The 17,140-nt window shown below is 37.6% G+C and carries 17 protein-coding genes; 14 read left to right on the top strand and 3 right to left on the bottom strand.

Annotation, left to right across the window (positions count from 1 at the left end; all coding sequences use genetic code 11):
- Nucleotides 1–4: 4 nt before the first annotated feature.
- From EL158_RS08130 to EL158_RS08080, 11 genes are all read left to right on the top strand, one after another.
- Nucleotides 5–844, top strand: coding sequence for a ParB/RepB/Spo0J family partition protein (locus tag EL158_RS08130; RefSeq protein ID WP_027304207.1), 840 nt, complete (start codon nt 5–7; stop codon nt 842–844).
- Between the two features lie 61 nt (nt 845–905).
- Nucleotides 906–1,331 (top strand): FoF1 ATP synthase subunit B', encoded by a 426-nt coding sequence (locus tag EL158_RS08125; protein WP_027304208.1) that lies wholly within the window; start codon nt 906–908, stop codon nt 1,329–1,331.
- A gap of 8 nt (nt 1,332–1,339) precedes the next feature.
- Nucleotides 1,340–1,852, top strand: coding sequence for a F0F1 ATP synthase subunit B (locus tag EL158_RS08120; RefSeq protein WP_027304209.1), 513 nt, complete (start codon nt 1,340–1,342; stop codon nt 1,850–1,852).
- Nucleotides 1,852–2,370, top strand: coding sequence for a F0F1 ATP synthase subunit delta (locus EL158_RS08115; RefSeq protein ID WP_027304210.1), 519 nt, complete (start codon nt 1,852–1,854; stop codon nt 2,368–2,370). The genes EL158_RS08120 and EL158_RS08115 overlap by 1 nt, the downstream gene beginning before the upstream one ends.
- An 11-nt stretch (nt 2,371–2,381) precedes the next feature.
- Nucleotides 2,382–3,887 carry a F0F1 ATP synthase subunit alpha gene (gene atpA / locus EL158_RS08110; RefSeq protein ID WP_027304211.1) on the top strand — a complete coding sequence of 502 codons (1,506 nt, stop codon included), beginning with the start codon at nt 2,382–2,384 and terminating at the stop codon, nt 3,885–3,887.
- Between the two features lie 9 nt (nt 3,888–3,896).
- Nucleotides 3,897–4,784, top strand: coding sequence for an ATP synthase F1 subunit gamma (gene atpG / locus EL158_RS08105; protein ID WP_027304212.1), 888 nt, complete (start codon nt 3,897–3,899; stop codon nt 4,782–4,784).
- Nucleotides 4,785–4,807: 23 nt separating this feature from the next.
- Nucleotides 4,808–6,262 (top strand): F0F1 ATP synthase subunit beta, encoded by a 1,455-nt coding sequence (atpD, locus tag EL158_RS08100; protein ID WP_027304213.1) that lies wholly within the window; start codon nt 4,808–4,810, stop codon nt 6,260–6,262.
- Entirely contained in the window at nt 6,262–6,654 is a 393-nt protein-coding gene (gene atpC / locus EL158_RS08095; protein WP_004275659.1) for an ATP synthase F1 subunit epsilon, read from the top strand. Before atpD ends, atpC begins: the two co-directional genes overlap by 1 nt.
- Nucleotides 6,651–7,208: a MotA/TolQ/ExbB proton channel family protein gene (locus EL158_RS08090; protein WP_027304214.1), complete on the top strand. Its 558-nt coding sequence runs from the start codon at nt 6,651–6,653 to the stop codon at nt 7,206–7,208. Before atpC ends, EL158_RS08090 begins: the two co-directional genes overlap by 4 nt.
- Nucleotide 7,209: 1 nt before the next feature.
- On the top strand, nt 7,210–7,599 hold the full coding sequence (locus EL158_RS08085) for an ExbD/TolR family protein (RefSeq protein WP_004278019.1): 390 nt from the start codon (nt 7,210–7,212) through the stop codon (nt 7,597–7,599).
- A gap of 2 nt (nt 7,600–7,601) precedes the next feature.
- A complete protein-coding gene (locus EL158_RS08080) occupies nt 7,602–8,369 on the top strand; it encodes a TonB C-terminal domain-containing protein (RefSeq protein WP_027304215.1) in 768 nt (255 codons plus the stop codon).
- Here the strand turns inward: EL158_RS08080 and EL158_RS08075 are convergent.
- From EL158_RS08075 to EL158_RS08065, 3 genes are read right to left on the bottom strand one after another with little or no spacing between them, the layout of a single operon-like run.
- Complete coding sequence (locus EL158_RS08075) at nt 8,353–9,666, bottom strand: restriction endonuclease subunit S (RefSeq protein ID WP_081788091.1); 1,314 nt, start codon at nt 9,664–9,666, stop codon at nt 8,353–8,355. The genes EL158_RS08080 and EL158_RS08075 overlap by 17 nt on opposite strands.
- Nucleotides 9,663–12,668 carry a type I restriction endonuclease subunit R gene (locus tag EL158_RS08070; protein WP_027304217.1) on the bottom strand — a complete coding sequence of 1,002 codons (3,006 nt, stop codon included), beginning with the start codon at nt 12,666–12,668 and terminating at the stop codon, nt 9,663–9,665. Before EL158_RS08070 ends, EL158_RS08075 begins: the two co-directional genes overlap by 4 nt.
- Nucleotides 12,668–14,284, bottom strand: coding sequence for a type I restriction-modification system subunit M (locus EL158_RS08065; RefSeq protein WP_027304218.1), 1,617 nt, complete (start codon nt 14,282–14,284; stop codon nt 12,668–12,670). Before EL158_RS08065 ends, EL158_RS08070 begins: the two co-directional genes overlap by 1 nt.
- A gap of 119 nt (nt 14,285–14,403) precedes the next feature.
- On the opposite strand from EL158_RS08065, the gene tolB reads away from it, so the two are divergent.
- The 3 genes from tolB to EL158_RS08050 all read left to right on the top strand — a co-directional run bounded on the left by tolB (nt 14,404) and on the right by EL158_RS08050 (nt 17,125).
- Nucleotides 14,404–15,612, top strand: a complete 1,209-nt coding sequence (gene tolB / locus EL158_RS08060; RefSeq protein ID WP_027304219.1) for a Tol-Pal system protein TolB — start codon at nt 14,404–14,406, stop codon at nt 15,610–15,612.
- A gap of 77 nt (nt 15,613–15,689) precedes the next feature.
- Nucleotides 15,690–16,187 (top strand): peptidoglycan-associated lipoprotein Pal, encoded by a 498-nt coding sequence (gene pal / locus EL158_RS08055; RefSeq protein ID WP_004275651.1) that lies wholly within the window; start codon nt 15,690–15,692, stop codon nt 16,185–16,187.
- Complete coding sequence (locus tag EL158_RS08050; protein ID WP_004278014.1) at nt 16,187–17,125, top strand: tetratricopeptide repeat protein; 939 nt, start codon at nt 16,187–16,189, stop codon at nt 17,123–17,125. Before pal ends, EL158_RS08050 begins: the two co-directional genes overlap by 1 nt.
- Nucleotides 17,126–17,140: the final 15 nt, after the last annotated feature.

The following is a 17,140-nucleotide window of genomic DNA, read 5'->3' as shown; positions in this document are numbered from 1 at the left end:
ATTGATGGGTTTAAATAAAGATAAAGGTTTAAGTAAATTAATCGGCGATTTGGACGAGGTATATAGCAAAGAATTAGGACTGGATACAAATCAAGTCAGCGAAATTCCTTTAGCCAAAATAGACCTTAACCCTTACCAGCCTAGAAAGCATTTTGACGAAGAGGCTTTGGAGGAGCTTGCTAATTCTATTAAAGAATATGGACTCATTCAGCCCATTATCGTGCTTAAAAAAGATGGGCGTTATATTTTAGTCGCGGGAGAGCGTAGGCTTAGGGCGAGTAAAATTTTAGGACTTAAGAGCATTTTGGCTTTTGTGGCTGATGTCAAGGAAAAAAGGCTTAGAGAACTTGCTTTGATAGAAAATATACAAAGAGAAAATTTAAATCCTATCGAATTGGCTTATTCTTACAAAAGTTTGATTGAAGAGCATCAAATCACTCAAGAAAATTTAGCGTCCATTATCCATAAAAGTCGCGCGCAAATCACAAATACACTAAGACTTTTAAATTTAGAACAAACAACGCAAAAATTAATTAGTGAGGGTAAAATTTCACAAGGACACGCTAAAATTTTAGTTGGACTTAAAAAAGATGATGAAAAAACTATGGTCGATAGCATTATAGGGCAAAAATTAAGTGTAAGAGATACTGAGAAAATCGTCCAAAATTTGAAAAATAAAAAGCCAAAAGATGAAAAATTTTCTTTTGAATTTGATGAGGATATGCAAAAAATTAAGAAAATTTTAAATCAATATGGCTTAAAGTGTGAAAATAAAAGGGAAAAACTAACAATATATTTAACAAATAAAGATAAAATTAAAAAATTATTTGAAATTTTAGCTTGAAATTTAGAATTTAGTTTGTTTTAGATACAGTATTTACAATAGTTTATGATAAAGGAAAATAATGTTTTCAGATATGCACATTTCGATAATGTTAGCCACAATGGCAATTTTTTTAGTTATGATTTTGATTTTAAATTCTATGCTATACAAGCCTTTGTTAAGATTTATAGACGAGAGAAATAGCTCCATTAAAAATGATGAAAATAAGGTCAAGGAAAATTCACAAGAAATGCTTGGAGCAAACGATGAGGTAGAAAAAATCCATCAAAGCACAAGAGAAGAAATTCATAAAATTAAACAAAGTGCTATTAATCAAGCCAAAGAAGAAGCACAAGTCGCAATTAAAGCAAAGAAGGAAGAGCTTGAGTGTAAAATGGCAAGTTTTTATGTCGAGCTTAATGCACAAAAAGAGGAATTGAAGCAAAATTTATTAAAAAACTTACCAGAATTTAAACAACTTTTAGAAAATAATATTAAAAAGATTTAAGGAGAGTGATGAAGGGGTTAATTTATCTTATTTATTTATTGCCTTTAAGTGCTGTTGCTGCACCGAGTGGAAGTGGAGAGTATGACATTATACCTAGAACGGTGAATTTTGTTATCTTCGTTGCGATACTTTATTATTTATTAGTCAATCCTGCGAAGCATTTTTATAAAAGTCGTATTTTAAAAATTTCTTCTAGACTAGATGAGATACAAAAAAAATTGCTTGAAAGTAAATCTAAAAAGCTTGATATAATGAAAAAGCTAGAGGAGGCGAAGGCTAATGCTGCGGAGGCTTTGATTGTATCTAAAAAAGAAGCGGAAATTTTAGCAAACGGGATTAAAGAAGAATTGCAAGGAGAGCTTGCGCTTTTGGATAGGCATTTTGAAGAGCAAAAAGAATATGAATTGAGAAAAATGGAAAAAGAGGTCATCTCTCAAATTTTAGCTGAGCTTTTTGATGAAAATAATGCACATTTTGGACAAAAAGAAATTATTAATATTATGATGAAAAAGGCTTCTTAATGAATACGGTAGCAAAAAAATATGCCAAAGCCATCGCTTTAAGGGCTGATGCTAGAGATTTTTATGAAAATTTACGCATCTTAGCTTCGGCTTTTACCTTGGCTAAATTTAGAATTTTAGTGGAATCTACCGAGATTAAAAAAGAAAAAAAGCTAGAGCTTATCCAGTCTTTTTTTGAACAACTTAGCCCAAATTTTAAAAATTTTCTAAAAATTTTGATAGAAAATTCAAGACTTTCTTGTGTGCCATACATCGTTGAAGAGCTTGAAAGACAAAATGCCTTTAAGGAAAATGTTTTTTTGGGCGTGGTTTATACGAGTGAAAATTTAGACGAACAAAGTTTAAAAGAACTTGAAAATAAGCTTAGTGCAAAATTTAATGTTAAAATTCAACTAAGCGTTCAAATGACACAAATTGATGGGGTAAAAATTGCGTTGGAGGAGCTTGGCTATGAGCTTTCTTTTTCTATGAAAACTTTGCAAAATAAACTAAGCGAGTTTATACTTAAAACTATTTAAGGAGAATATGAATGAAATTTAAAGCTGATGAGATCAGTTCTATTATTAAAGAAAGAATAGAAAATTTTGACTTAAATTTGGAAATTGAAGAAACTGGCAAAATCATATCTGTTGCAGATGGTGTGGCTAAGGTTTATGGTCTTAAAAACATTATGGCTGGAGAGATGGTTGAGTTTGAAAATGGTGAAAAGGGTATGGCACTTAACCTTGAAGAAAGCAGTGTTGGTATAGTTGTTTTAGGAAAGGGTGAAGGCTTAAGGGAGGGCGACTCTGTTAAAAGGCTTAAAAAGCTTCTTAAAGTGCCTGTTGGAGAGGCTTTAATCGGTCGTGTTGTTAATGCTTTGGGAGAGCCTATTGACGCTAAGGGTCCTATAAATGCAAGTGAATTTCGTTTTGTTGAAGAGAAGGCAAAGGGTATTATGGCTAGAAAAAGCGTTCACGAACCTTTGCATACTGGGATTAAGGCGATTGACGCCCTCGTTCCTATCGGTAGGGGACAAAGAGAGCTAATTATAGGCGATAGGCAAACGGGTAAAACTACCGTCGCTGTGGATACAATCATCTCTCAAAGAGGACAAGGGGTTATTTGTATTTATGTTGCCATAGGGCAAAAGCAAAGCACCGTTGCACAAGTGGTAAAAAGGCTTGAAGAGCATGGTGCTATGGAATATACCATAGTTGTAAATGCAGGCGCTTCAGATTCCGCTGCTTTACAATATCTCGCCCCTTATGCTGGTGTAACTATGGGTGAATATTTTAGGGATAATTCAAAACACGCTTTAATTGTTTATGATGATTTAAGTAAGCACGCTGTGGCTTACCGAGAGATGTCGCTAATTTTACGCCGTCCTCCGGGTCGTGAGGCTTATCCGGGTGATGTGTTTTATTTACATTCAAGATTGCTTGAAAGAGCGTCTAAGCTTAATGACGAGCTTGGTGCAGGAAGTTTGACGGCTTTGCCTATTATAGAAACGCAAGCGGGAGATGTTTCTGCTTATATTCCAACTAATGTTATTTCCATTACGGATGGACAAATTTTCTTAGAAACAGATTTGTTTAATTCAGGCATTCGCCCTGCTATTAATGTCGGTTTATCCGTATCTCGTGTGGGTGGAGCAGCACAGATTAAAGCGACTAAGCAAGTTTCTGGGACTTTAAGGCTTGATTTAGCGCAGTATAGGGAGCTTCAAGCTTTCGCTCAGTTTGCAAGTGATTTAGATGAAGCAAGTCGTAAGCAATTAGAACGCGGACAAAGAATGGTCGAGCTTTTAAAGCAACCGCCTTATTCGCCTTTATCTGTGGAAAAGCAAGTTGTGCTTATATTTGCAGGAACAAGAGGATTTTTAGATGATGTGGCGGTAAGCAAAATTAGAGAATTTGAAGATGGTATTTATCCTTTTATTGAGGCTAAATATCCAGACCTTTTTGAGCAAATTCGCACCAAAAAGGCTTTGGATAAAGATTTGGAAGATAAATTAGCTAAGGCTATTGAAGATTTTAAAGAAAATCATATATAAGGCTTTTTTATGTCTAATCTTAAAGAAATTAAAAGAAAGATAAAAAGCGTTCATAATACGCAAAAAACGACCAATGCGATGAAACTTGTTTCTACTGCAAAGCTTAAAAAAGCTGAAGAAGCAGCGAAGAGGTCTAAAATTTACGCACAAAAAATTGATGAAATGCTTAATGAAATTTCTTTTCAAATTCACAAGGCAAATCAAGATGAAAAAGATATTCAATTAAGCTGTTTTCAAAAAAGAGAAAAATTTAAAAATGTAGATGTAATTTTTATCACCGCAGATAAGGGGCTTTGTGGCGGCTTTAATATTAAGACCATTAAAGCCGTAGATGAGCTTTTAAAGGATTATGAAGAGCAGAATATAGCTGTGAGATTAAGAGCCATAGGAAAAACAGGCATAGAGTATTTTAATTTCCAAAAAAGAGAGCTTTTGAAAAAATATCTTCATCTTAGCTCAAGTCCTGATTATGAAAAAGCTTGTGAGGTGATTAGTGCCGCGGTTGAGGATTATTTGGCTGGAGAGACCGATGCTATTGTTTTGGTGCATAATGGCTATAAAAATATGATCACTCAAGAGCTTAAAATTAGTCATCTTATCCCTGTGGAGCCTAAAGCTATTGATGAAAAATCCGCAAATTCGCTTTTGGAATTTGAGCCGGAGGAAAGAGAGCTTTTAGAGGAATTGATGAAAACTTATTTTGAATACAATATGTATTACGCTCTTATTGATTCTTTGGCGGCTGAACATAGTGCTAGAATGCAGGCTATGGATAATGCCACAAACAATGCTAAAGCAAGAGTAAAGCAGCTCAATTTAGCTTATAATAAAGCAAGACAAGAGTCCATCACTACTGAATTGATTGAGATTATCAGTGGTGTTGAGGCGATGAAGTAAGTAAATTTTTAAGGAGAGAATTAATGCAAGGATTTATTTCGCAGGTATTAGGACCTGTTGTAGATGTGGATTTTGATGATTATTTACCACAAATTAACGAAGCGATAAGGGTAGATTTTAATAACGATGGAAAAGAGCAAAAATTAATCCTAGAAGTCGCCGCACATTTGGGGGACAATAGAGTAAGAACCATAGCTATGGATATGACAGATGGTTTAGTAAGAGGACTTAAGGTGGAAGCTTTGGGAGGTCCTATTTCTGTGCCTGTGGGTGAAAAAGTTTTGGGAAGGATTTTTAATGTTACGGGCGATTTGATAGATGAGGGCGAAGAGATAAGCTTTGATAAGCATTGGAGTATTCATAGAGACCCACCTGCCTTTGAAGAGCAAAGCACTAAGAGTGAAATTTTTGAAACGGGTATTAAGGTTGTAGATTTGCTTGCGCCTTATGCTAAGGGTGGTAAGGTAGGACTTTTCGGCGGTGCCGGTGTGGGTAAGACGGTGATTATTATGGAGCTTATTCACAATGTCGCCTTTAAACATAGCGGTTATTCTGTATTTGCTGGTGTGGGCGAAAGAACGCGTGAGGGAAATGACCTTTATAATGAAATGAAAGAAAGTAATGTTTTAGATAAAGTTGCTCTATGTTATGGGCAAATGAACGAACCACCAGGTGCTAGAAATCGCATCGCCCTTACAGGTCTTACTATGGCGGAGTATTTTAGAGATGAAATGGGGCTTGATGTATTGATGTTTATTGATAATATTTTTAGATTTTCTCAATCAGGTTCCGAAATGTCCGCTCTTTTAGGGCGTATCCCATCAGCAGTAGGCTATCAACCGACTTTAGCAAGTGAAATGGGTAAATTCCAAGAGAGGATTACCTCCACTAAAAAAGGTTCTATAACTTCTGTTCAAGCCGTCTATGTCCCAGCGGATGACTTGACAGACCCAGCACCTGCCACCGTTTTTGCACACCTTGATGCAACTACAGTGCTTAACCGTGCTATTGCTGAAAAGGGAATTTATCCAGCTGTTGATCCACTTGATTCAACTTCGCGTATGCTTGACCCACAAATCATAGGTGAGGAACATTATAAGGTAGCAAGGGGCGTTCAATCTGTGCTTCAAAAATACAAAGATTTACAAGATATTATCGCTATCTTAGGTATGGACGAGCTTAGCGAAGAAGATAAACTTGTCGTCGAAAGAGCAAGGAAAATAGAAAAATTCCTATCTCAGCCTTTCTTCGTGGCGGAAGTTTTTACGGGAAGTCCGGGTAAATATATAAGCCTTGAAGAGACTATCAGTGGATTTAAGGGCATTTTAGAGGGTAAGTATGATGATTTGCCAGAAAATGCTTTTTATATGGTAGGAAATATTGACGAGGCAATTGCTAAGGCAGAAACTCTGAGGGAGATTAGTAGAGGTGATACTTGCTTAGATAATTGTAAGGTTGAACAAAAAAAGGCTAATTGATGCAGGATTTAATATCTTTAGAAATAGTAACCCCTCTAGGAATGATTTATCAAGGAGAGGTAAAGTCCGTTACCTTACCTGGAAGTGAGGGGGAATTTGGTGTTTTAAGGGGGCATGCGAGTTTAGTGGCTTCTTTAAAATCTGGCGTCATTGATGTAGAAAAACAAGATTTAAAACACGAATTAGTTGCCATTGACTCAGGCTATGCTAAGGTAGATGAAGACAAAGTTTGCGTTTTGGCTAAAGGTGCTGTTTGGGTTTGCGGCTCAAGTGAAAGTGAGATTGAGAAAAATCTTAATAACGCAAAAGACTTAATCAAAGCTATGAGTTCGGACAATGCCGCCTTAGCTGCGACCTTTTCTAAGCTTGATAATGCTAAGGCAAATGTATGAATTTCGAGGCTATTTTCCATTTTTTTAACGAATCAAGTCTTATTAGCTATGTGGTTTTGGCTTGGCTTTCTTTTTATTTTATCCTTTCTTTTGCTATACTTTTTGCAAGGCTTTCTTTTTTGGCAAATTGGCGTAGTAAGGAAAAGGAAAGTTTAGAAACCTTACTTTTAGGCGAGAAGGATTTAAGTCGCACCGATTCTATTTTAAGAAAATGCACCGACACAAGCCTTTCGCATTTAGAAATTTATAAAAATTTAGCCGCACGCCGCTCTTCTTTGGGGCTAACTTGGCTAAGTATCGTTGCTTCGACTTCGCCTTTTATAGGACTTTTTGGCACGGTTATCTCTATACTTGAGACTTTTGGAGGACTTGGCACACAAAATTCCTTAAGCATTATCGCACCTAAAATTAGCGAGGCTTTAGTAGCTACGGGCTGTGGAATTTTAGTCGCTATCCCTGCTTATACTTTTCATCTTATTATTAAAAGAAAGGCTTTTGAGCTTTTAAGCATTATTGATAGTGAGATTAAGGTTCTTAGCTCACATAAGGGTTAATATGCCGTTTGATGATGAAAAGCCCGAGCTTAATATCACTCCCTTAGTGGATATTATGCTTGTTTTATTAGCCATTTTGATGGTTACTGCTCCTAGTATTACTTACGAAGAAAAGGTTAATCTCCCTCAAGGCTCACAAAAAAGTGCAAGTTCGCCGAGCGTGAAAAGTCTTATTGTAAGCGTGAATTCTAAAAAAGAAATTTTCATCAATCAAGAAAAATTTGACTTCCTTTCTTTCGCGGATAATCTTGCACAAAAAAAGGCACAATTTAACACTGAAGAGCCTGTTTTCATAAGAGCGGATAAGAGTTTAAAGTATGATGATGTGATTTTCGTTTTAAGAAGTGTGAAAAATTTAGGCTTTAGCAAGGTCGCCTTACAGACTGAATAATGATGAAAAATTATGGCTTGAGTAATCTTACCTCCTTTTGTCTCGCTTGTGGGGTTTATTTTATCGTTGTGGGCTTTGTCTTTTTTAGGCTAGTTACTATGCAAGAGCCTGTTTTAAGTTATACGGATATAAAAGATAGTTTTATTAATGTCGATTTAAGTGAAGCTTCTACGCAAATTTCAAGCCCTAAGCCCACTCCTAAGCCTCAAACAAGCCCCGTTGATGTCAATGATCTTTTCGCAAAAACGACTAATAAAATGGTCAAAACGCAAAATGTTAATCAAAAAGCCACCGATTTTAACGCCCTTTTTGGCAATGTCAAAGAAATACAAGAAGAAAAAAGCACGCAAATTCAATCCTCCAAAAAATCAGGACAAGGCACAAATTCCCAAAGTGCCGCCGAATTATTAAAGCAATTAAATGACAATCTTATCCCAGAAGAAAGCACCGCAAACGGACAAAGCACCCAAGCACAAAAAGTAGGGATTTATGATGAGTTTTTAGGTAAGGTTGAAAGGGTGATTAAACAGCGTTGGAGTCAATACTATCCTAATCCTAAAAATATAGGCGTTAAGGTAAAAATTTTCATCGATAGCGAGGGGAAATTCGGCTACACTTCGGTAGAAAAGAGTTATGATAGCATTTTTGACGCTAAGGTTTTGGAATTCTTAGAAAGTCAAAAAGGTAAATTCATCGCCTATCCTCCTAAAAATAAGGGCGTAGCTATAACGATGAATTTAAAAGATGAGGGAGTTAATCCTTTGCAATAAAGCTTAAAAGTCTCTCTCTGTAATACTCATATTGTTTTTTCCTCGCTTCTATCTCGGCGGGCAGCCCTGCGCTTAAATCATTTGCCAGTGTGTCAAATTTGTCTAAAATCTCTACGATTTCATTTTGCACTTCTAAAGGCGGTAGGGGGATTTGGAAATTTTCTAAGTGCTTGTTATGAACTCTTAAAACTTTTGCACCTTGTGCATATTTGTGTTTAAATGTATTAAAATTTTCGGTTTGAAACATATAACCTATAAATTTTGGATTTTGTGAGTGTGAGAATATGAAAGTATCACCACTAACACACGCTTCTTGCTTTCCTAGATACACGACTGCCTTACAAACGCAGTCTTTATCCTCGCTTACCCCAGCTATGACTAAATCCCCACACTTAGCCTTTTTTAGTTTCCTTGCTTTTTCTTCACTGACAAAGCTTGTTGTGCTATGAGTGTAATTATGGTAATGCGTGTGGATTTGCCCATAATGGATACAAGGCACGCCAACTTCTACAAAATCGCTTTTTGTTAAACCATTGCCACGCGTGAAAGTTCCTATCTCGCCTAAGGTTACAAGCTTAAGACCCCCCCCGTTTAGCATATCAGTGCGTCTTTGTAGTTCCTCAAAGCTTAAAAGCTTGTTTCTATAATATTCATACTGCTTGCGGCGTGCTTGTAATTCTGCTTGTAATTCTGCTTGTAATTCTGTAAAGGCGTCTAAAATATCTACGATTTTTTGCTGAATTTCTAGCGGCGGCAGGGGGATAGGGAAACTCCAAAGATAATTTTTATCAAGCTTAGGCATAGAACCACCATAAAGATGCTTTTTCAATTCGTATTCATTGGCTTTTAAGACATAAAAAACAAATTTGAGTATGGCTTTGTCATTGCGAGAATTTGACTTGTCAAATTCGTGGCAATCCATTTGTTTAGATTTTGTATTTGTGGATTGCCGCGACTTCCTTGCGGAAGTCTCGCAATGACTAATAGGCAAAATTGCCACAAAACAAACATCAGTCGCCCAAAATTTTCCTTCTTGCCAAGCAACATAGCCTGCACTTCCTGCTCTTGCTATGGTTATAGCTTGATTGAAATTATAATCGTGATAATAGCCTGTCGGTTCTGTGCCGCCACCCATAACGGGGTATTTAGCCTTATCGTTCATCATTGATTTGATAATTCTATCTCCAGCTTGTAGCTTACAAATCTCTTGCAGCTCTTTAAACTCCACGCCATTAGGGCAGTGTTGTTTCAGTAAGGATTCTAGGGGGTGGGCGTTATTGTTTAAGGCTTTCATCATTGCTCCTTGTTGCTCATATCTAGTCCCTTAAAAAGCTCGAAAAATGCTTGTAGCTTTTCTAGGGCTTGCTTGCGGACTTTATGCGTCTGCTCTGCACCCTTGCCAAAGAGTGGAGAAGGTGGCAAAATCTCATCAAAAGCTCTCCCATAGTCCCTTAGCTCACCTCGCTCAAAGCTATCTTGCATAAATTCTTTAGTCTTTTTGGGGTCTAAATTTAGGGCGTTTATGATGTCTTGCAAGGCGTTATTTTTATGCGTTTTGATGTAGGTGCTAAAGTCTTTTTCCACATTGCTTTGCGTGTGTAAAGAGTCTATGAGGCGTAAAAAAAGCTCCTTTTTACTCCGTAGGCTTAGGCTAGAATCTAGTAGCTTTAGTATAGGCTCGTAGTTGGTGGCTTGGTCTTTGTGATATTTGGCGATAAGCTCTAGGATATATTCTATGCTTACTTCTACTTGAGCTAGAAGCTCGACTTCAAATTCTACTTCATCTAGGGTGCTTTCTTTGTCATCTTTGTCTTTGCGTAGCTCTTCATAGGTGCTTATGTAGTGGCTTTGATAATCTTGCTTATCGCGTTCATTTAGTGGATCGCTAAAATTATCAAAAATTTCAAGGATATTACGCAGCTTTAAAAGCTCTCCAAAGAGGGCTAAAAAGTGCTTTTTCTGGCTTGTCTTTAGCGTGGCTTGGCGGAAGCTTTCAAGCGGAAATTTGTCTGTAAGCTCTTTTGTAAGCTCGTTGTAGCCTTTATGTTTTTGTCCGTTTTCATCGGTGTAGCCTTGTAGGTATTCTTCTAGGCTTCTTAGAAAGACTATGCCTTTGGCATTTTCATCGCTAAAGAGAGCTAGGGCGTCATCTGTGGCTTTGCTTAGGTCTCTAAAGGCTATGATATTGCCAAAGCTTTTGACGGAATTTAGGATTCTATTGGTGCGTGAGTAGGCTTGTAAAAGCCCGTGATAGCGTAAGGACTTATCGACATAAAGGGTATTTAGCGTGGTGGCGTCAAAGCCTGTTAGAAACATATTGACTACGATAGCTAGGTCTAGCTCTCTATTTTTAAGCTTTAGGGAGAAGTCTTTGTAGTAGTTTTGAAAATTATCCGCGGAGCTATCAAATCTGCACGCAAATATTGCGTTATAGTCGCTTATCGCCGCGTCTAAAAAGTCTCTTTGAGACTTAGGCAGGGCGGTGGTGTCCTCGCTGTTTTCTTCTTCTAGCTCATCGTTTGGGGCATAGCTGTAAATGATGCCTATTTTTAGGGCTTCATTTTGGCTTAGGTGGGCTTGCTGTCTTTTAAACTCTTCATAATATCGCATAGCCATAGGGATAGACTGGGTGGCAAAAAGAGCGTTAAAGCCTAGCGTGTGCTTGCCATTTAGATTGTAAGACTTTGCGTTGCGTTTGGTGTGAGTGGTGAAATGCTCTAAGATATAGCGAGTGATATGCTCTATACGGGTGGGATTTAGCAAAATCTCATCTGTGATTTGCGTGATATCTTTGGTCGTGGTGTGGTAATCTACGCGAAATGGCAGGACATTATGGTCGCGTATGGCGTGGATAATGGTATAGCGATGTAAGCACTCGCCAAAGACTCGCTGTGTCGTCTCATAGCCTAGAGCGTTTGCGGCGAAAATGGGCGTGCCTGTAAAGCCAAAAAGATAGAGCTTTTTAAAGGCTTTGGTGATGTCTTTTTGCATTTGCCCAAATTGACTTCTATGGCACTCATCAAAAATCATCACAATATGTTCGTTAAAGATTGTATGGTCTTTTTCTGCTTGGGTGATGAAGCGGGAGAGCTTTTGGATAGTGGTGATGATGATTTTGTGGTTTTTATCTGTGCTGTTAAGGCGTGATTGCAGCTCTTTGGTGCTTTTGCTCCCTGTGGCAGCACCCTTTTGGAATCTATCGTATTCTCGCATAGTTTGATAGTCTAGGTCTTTTCTATCCACGACAAAAAGCACTTTAGCGATTTCTGGGATTTTGCTTACTAGCTGGGCGGTTTTAAAGCTTGTGAGCGTTTTGCCACTGCCTGTGGTGTGCCAAATATAGCCGCCACTTTTTTGTCCGTTTGATTTTTCGTAGAATTTGTTGTGGTAGCTTATGGCGATTTGTTGCAAGATCTTTTCACACGCGGCGATTTGATAAGGTCGCAGGACTAGGAGCTTTCTATCCACATCTAGCACGCAGTAATGGCATAAGATTTGCAAAAGTGTATGCCTAGCAAAAAAGGTCTTTGCAAAGTCTATTAAATCATCTATGATGGTGTTTTTCTCATCGCTAAAATAGCTTGTGAATTCAAAGGTGTTGGAAGTTTTAGTCGTTTTTATGCCTTGCTTTGTTTTGATATGTAAATCGCGTGTAGTGTTAGAATAATACTTGCTTTGCGTGCCGTTGCTGATGACAAAAATCTGCACAAACTCAAAGAGCCCACTCCCGCTAAAAAAGCTCTCCCGCCCGTAGCGATTGATCTGCCTAAAAGCTTCTTTAAGGCTTATGCCGCGCCGCTTTAGCTCGATATGCACTAAGGGCAGTCCATTGACTAGGATAGTTACATCATAGCGGTGGGAGCGCGTGGGGCTTTGGGCTTGAAACTGATTGATAACTTGCAGGGAGTTTTTATGTATGTCGGCTTTGTCGATTAGCTTAAAGTTGATAGTGCTGCCATTATCACGCTCTAGGGGCTGGATATAGTCCTCTTGGATTAGCTGGCTTTTTTCTACAATAGAGGCATTTGCCCTAGCTAGCACTTGCTTGAAAAATCTCTGCCACTCTGTGTCGCTTAGGGTGGTGGAGTTTAGCGTCTCTAGCTTTGTGCGCAGATTGGATTCTAGGGATTTTTCATCACTGATAGGGGCGTATTCATAGCCTTGGGCTTGGAGTGTGGCGATAAGCTCTTTTTCTAGCTGGGATTCGCTTTGGTAGCTAGAATCCACTTTTTTGCTTGGGGTAAATTCTACGGCTATGGTGGAGGCGGTGCTTTGGGCTAGGAGTTTTAGGCTTCGCATTAGTTAGCACCTTCTAGGGAGCTGATGATAGAATCTATCTGCACTCTTAGGGCGGCTTGCTTCTCTACGATTTGGGCGATTTGTGCATTGAGAGCGGTGATGTCTATGACTTCTCTTGTGTCCTTTGGCGTGATGTAAGTAGAGGTGCTTAGATTATAGTCGTTTGCTCGTATTTCTTCAAGGCTTACTAAACGCGAGAAATGCTCTATATCTTGGCGTGTGGCATAGGCATTTACTATGGTGTCTATATGGCTTGGCTCTAGGATATTTTTCTTTGTAATTTTGATAAATTGCTCACTTGCATCGATGAAAAAGGTCGCTACGCTTTGCTTATTTTTCTTTAGCACGATGATAGAAGTGGCAATATTTGTGCCAAAAAAGAGATTTTCCGGAAGTTGGATAATGGTGTCTATGAAGTTATTATCTATCAAATATTTGCGAATTTGCTTTTCTTTGCCTCCGCGATAAAGTACGCCCGGGAATTCTACTATGGCACAAGTGCCGCTAGGAGAGAGCCAAGAGAGCATATGCATAGTGAAAGCCAAATCAGCGTAAGATTTAGGGGCTAGCATACCAGCAGGGGCGAAGCGAGGGTCATTGATAAGTTTAGGGTCATCATCGCCTATCCATTTGGTAGAATATGGAGGATTTGATACAATGGCATCAAAAGGCTCATCATCTGCGTGCTTTGGCTCTAGGAGTATATCGCCTAGGGCTATGTCAAAATTCTCAAAGCCTATATCGTGCAAAAGCATATTGATACGGCAGAGATTATAACTTGTGGGGTTGATCTCCTGCCCAAAAAAGCCTTGCTTAATGTTGTCAATGCCTAGCACTTTGGCAAATTGCAAGAGCAGCGAGCCACTCCCACAAGCTGGGTCATAGACTTTATTGACACTTTGCTTACCATAGCTTACAAGCCTTGCTAGGAGGTGGCTCACTTCTTGCGGGGTGAAAAACTCACCCCCACTTTTGCCTGCTTTATCCGCATACATACGCATAAGGTATTCATACGCATCGCCAAAGGTATCGATAGCATTATCACTATAATGCAAATCAAGCGTGGCTATTTCTTGCATTACTTGATAGAGTTTTTCGTTGCGTTTGAGTAGGGTCTCACCTAGTTTGTTGCTAGAATTGACATCAATATCGCTAAAGAGTCCTTTAAATTTAGCTTCACTTTGTGTGCCTATGGTGGAGGCTTCTATCTGTGCGAAAACATTGCTTAGGGTTTGATTTAGGTTTGTGGTGTCGTGGGCGTGGGCTTTTAAAACATTGCAAAATAGCTGGCTTGGGTAGATGAAAAAGCCCTTTGCATCAATGATAGCTTCGCGACTCTTTTCATTTTCATCTATATCTTTATCACTTAAATTTTCGTAGCTGTTGGGGTTCTCCCTCTCCCCTCCTCCCGTATGCGAGGTGGCAGGGTCTATGCCTTGCTTGGCATTGATATATGCTGCTAGATTTTCACTAATGAAGCGGTAAAATAGCATACCTAGCACATACATTTTAAAGTCCCAGCCATCAATATTTCCGCGTAGCTTATTGGCGACTTTCCAAATGGTAGAGTGCAAGGCATCTCTTTGAGATTGTCTTGTTAGGGGTGCTTGTGGCATTGTTTTTCCTTAAAATTTGTTTGATTTGTTTCTATGGTGTTGTGTAAGTTTATTAAATTTTGATTAACATTAAGCTTTTTGTTTTTGCTAGAATTTGCGGATGAATTTAAGGAGAAAAAATGAGAAAAATTTTACTAGTTTTTTTAGCTATTTTTAGTGTGGTATGGGCGGAGGACCCTGTTATTGATGTTGTTAATCAAGGCGTTGTTTTACCCAAAATCATCGTTAAAGATAATTCTAATTTAAGCGATGCAAATTTAAAGCGTAGTTTTTATAATATGATAGTCAATGATCTTAAAGTTAGTTCCAATTTTGAAGTGGTCGATGAGGGAAGCGAAAATTCTAACTATACTTTTGAATATGCTCTTGCAAAAAATGGCGAAAATTTAAGCCTTAATATCAAAATCAAAGCAGGTGGAGTGGAAAAAGCTAATCAAGACTACACGCTAAACAAAGTCGAGCAATATCCCTTTTTAGCACATAAGGGCGTTAAGGATTCTGTGCAATTTTTGGGCTTGGCACCTGTGGAGTGGATGGACCATAAAATTCTTATCGCTAGGACAAATTCGTCAAAACGCAGTCAAATTATAATGGCAGATTATACGCTTACTTATCAAAGAGTGATAGTTGATGGAGGCTTAAATTTGTTTCCTAAATGGGCAAACGAGGAACAAACGATGTTTTACTACACCGCTTATGACCACGATAAACCTACTCTTTTTCGCTTTGATTTGACAAATAATAAAGCGAGTAAAATTCTCTCAAGTGGTGGTATGGTCGTAGCTAGTGATGTTAATAAAAAGGGCGATAAAATTTTAGTTACTATGGCACCGCAGGACCAGCCTGATGTGTATTTATATGATTTAAATAGTAAAAATTTAAGCAAACTTACAAATTATTCAGGCATTGATGTCAATGCAAATTTCATAGGTGAAGATGAGTCGAAAGTCGTTTTTGTTTCAGATAGGCTAGGCTATCCTAATATTTTTATACAAAATTTAGGTAGCACTTCAGCCGAACAAGCCGTTTTTCACGGAAGAAACAATTCTGCGGTTTCGACTTATAAGGACTTTTTGGTTTATTCCAGTCGCGAGCCAAAACAAGCGGGTGTCTTTAATATTTATTTAATGTCTATTAAGAGTGATTATATTAGACAGCTTAGTGCAAATGGTAAAAATTTATTTCCGCGTTTTTCTAGTGATGGCGGTAGTATAGTGTTTATCAAGCATTTGGGTAATCAAAGTGCCTTAGGTGTGATTCGTGTCAATGCAAATAAAACTTTTTATTTTCCATTGAAAGTAGGTAAAATTCAATCGATTGATTGGTAATTTTTTTAAATATTAATTAAAATTAACAATTTTTTAGTTATAATAACTACAATTTAACAAACTTTGAAAGGTCTTAAATGAAGAAAATTCTTTTTACTTCAATTGCAGCTTTTGCGATTGTGATTAGTGGTTGTAGTACTAAAAGTACTAGTGTAAGTGGTGGCACAGATGTTGATGGCTCTCGTGGCTCAGGTGGTAGCGATGGTTGGGACATCGATTCGAAAATCTCTCAACTTAACGATACTTTAGGTAAGGTTTATTTTGACTTTGATAAATTCAATATTAGAAGTGATATGCAGTCTGTCGTTAGCACAAATGCAAATATTTTCAACACTGAAGTAAGTGGCACGAGCATTACTGTTGAAGGAAACTGCGATGAGTGGGGAACTGATGAGTATAATCAAGCTTTAGGACTTAAAAGAGCTAAGGCTGTTAAAGATGCACTTATCTCTCAAGGTGTAAATTCTGATAGAATTTCTGTAAAAAGCTATGGAGAAACTAATCCTGTTTGCACAGAGAAAACTAAAACTTGCGATGCACAAAACCGCCGTGCAGAGTTTAAACTAGCAAGATAATGAAAAAAATAACTTTAGTAGCTCTCTTGGGGGCTACATTTCTTTACGCGGAAACTTCTGCTTTTGGTGCAGGAAATTTGACAAGCAATTCGGCTTATGGGCTGACTTCAAATGAAAAATTATTTAAAGATAAACTTGATAGTTTAAGTAATGAATATTCTTCACTTAGTGCTAAAATCAATGAAACAAATGAGAGATTAGAGGGTTTGCAAAGTATGCTTGAGGGCATTAATTCTCAGTATGCTAAGTCAAATTCGCGCCTAAATCAGCTTGAGGCAAATAGCGAAAGTGTAGAAAATAATCTTAGCTTAGAGCTTAAAAGTCTTAAAGCCTATGTTGAGGAAAGTAGAAAAATACAAGATGCAAATCATAAGCAAGTTAAGAAGATTTTAACAGAGCTTAGTTCTTTGGTTGATTCTATCAATAACAATTATGTTTCTAAAAATGACTTTAATGATACAAACCGCACAAAAACGACTTCTAGCACAATAATAAATGATAGTAATCTTACTAGCGAAGAAAATGCTAGTATCGCTGTAACTTCACAAACGCAACAAGTTAAAATTGATGATAGTTGGAAAAAAGAAAAGCATAATGAAATTTTGAAATTGGCAATTAAAGATTTAAATGAAAATCTTTTTGAAAATTCTAGAGAAAAATTAAATTATCTTATAGAAAAACATTATAAGCCTGCAAGGGCGAATTTTTGGCTTGGAGAGATAGAGTATAAACAGCAAAATTATAATAATGCTATTGTTTATTACAAAAAAAGCTCAAGCATAAGCACTAAGGGAGACTATTTTCCTAAATTATTGTATCATACGGCAATTTCTTTGGATAAAGTGGGCGATACAAAAAGTGCCAATGGCTTTTACAAGGCTTTAAAAACAAATTATCCTAACACTCCAGAAGCAAAAGCTTCGCCAAATCGCAAATAAAACAAATTAAAGGAG

The organism is Campylobacter upsaliensis (assembly GCF_900637395.1).
Classification (GTDB): Bacteria; Campylobacterota; Campylobacteria; order Campylobacterales; family Campylobacteraceae; genus Campylobacter_D; species Campylobacter_D upsaliensis.
This window is presented reverse-complemented; position numbering and strand designations above follow the sequence as displayed.

Excerpts from the sequence above, each read along its gene's own strand:
- EL158_RS08085 (WP_004278019.1), top strand. The coding sequence starts at position 7,210 with ATGCCGTTTGATGATGAAAAGCCCGAGCTTAATATCACTCCCTTAGTG.
- EL158_RS08115 (WP_027304210.1), top strand. The coding sequence starts at position 1,852 with ATGAATACGGTAGCAAAAAAATATGCCAAAGCCATCGCTTTAAGGGCT.
- EL158_RS08120 (WP_027304209.1), top strand. The coding sequence starts at position 1,340 with ATGAAGGGGTTAATTTATCTTATTTATTTATTGCCTTTAAGTGCTGTT.
- atpD (WP_027304213.1), top strand. The coding sequence starts at position 4,808 with ATGCAAGGATTTATTTCGCAGGTATTAGGACCTGTTGTAGATGTGGAT.
- pal (WP_004275651.1), top strand. The coding sequence starts at position 15,690 with ATGAAGAAAATTCTTTTTACTTCAATTGCAGCTTTTGCGATTGTGATT.
- tolB (WP_027304219.1), top strand. The coding sequence starts at position 14,404 with ATGAGAAAAATTTTACTAGTTTTTTTAGCTATTTTTAGTGTGGTATGG.
- EL158_RS08050 (WP_004278014.1), top strand. The coding sequence starts at position 16,187 with ATGAAAAAAATAACTTTAGTAGCTCTCTTGGGGGCTACATTTCTTTAC.
- EL158_RS08065 (WP_027304218.1), bottom strand. The coding sequence starts at position 14,284 with ATGCCACAAGCACCCCTAACAAGACAATCTCAAAGAGATGCCTTGCAC.
- atpC (WP_004275659.1), top strand. The coding sequence starts at position 6,262 with ATGCAGGATTTAATATCTTTAGAAATAGTAACCCCTCTAGGAATGATT.
- atpA (WP_027304211.1), top strand. The coding sequence starts at position 2,382 with ATGAAATTTAAAGCTGATGAGATCAGTTCTATTATTAAAGAAAGAATA.
- EL158_RS08080 (WP_027304215.1), top strand. The coding sequence starts at position 7,602 with ATGAAAAATTATGGCTTGAGTAATCTTACCTCCTTTTGTCTCGCTTGT.
- EL158_RS08075 (WP_081788091.1), bottom strand. The coding sequence starts at position 9,666 with ATGATGAAAGCCTTAAACAATAACGCCCACCCCCTAGAATCCTTACTG.
- EL158_RS08090 (WP_027304214.1), top strand. The coding sequence starts at position 6,651 with ATGAATTTCGAGGCTATTTTCCATTTTTTTAACGAATCAAGTCTTATT.
- atpG (WP_027304212.1), top strand. The coding sequence starts at position 3,897 with ATGTCTAATCTTAAAGAAATTAAAAGAAAGATAAAAAGCGTTCATAAT.
- EL158_RS08125 (WP_027304208.1), top strand. The coding sequence starts at position 906 with ATGTTTTCAGATATGCACATTTCGATAATGTTAGCCACAATGGCAATT.
- EL158_RS08130 (WP_027304207.1), top strand. The coding sequence starts at position 5 with ATGGGTTTAAATAAAGATAAAGGTTTAAGTAAATTAATCGGCGATTTG.
- EL158_RS08070 (WP_027304217.1), bottom strand. The coding sequence starts at position 12,668 with ATGCGAAGCCTAAAACTCCTAGCCCAAAGCACCGCCTCCACCATAGCC.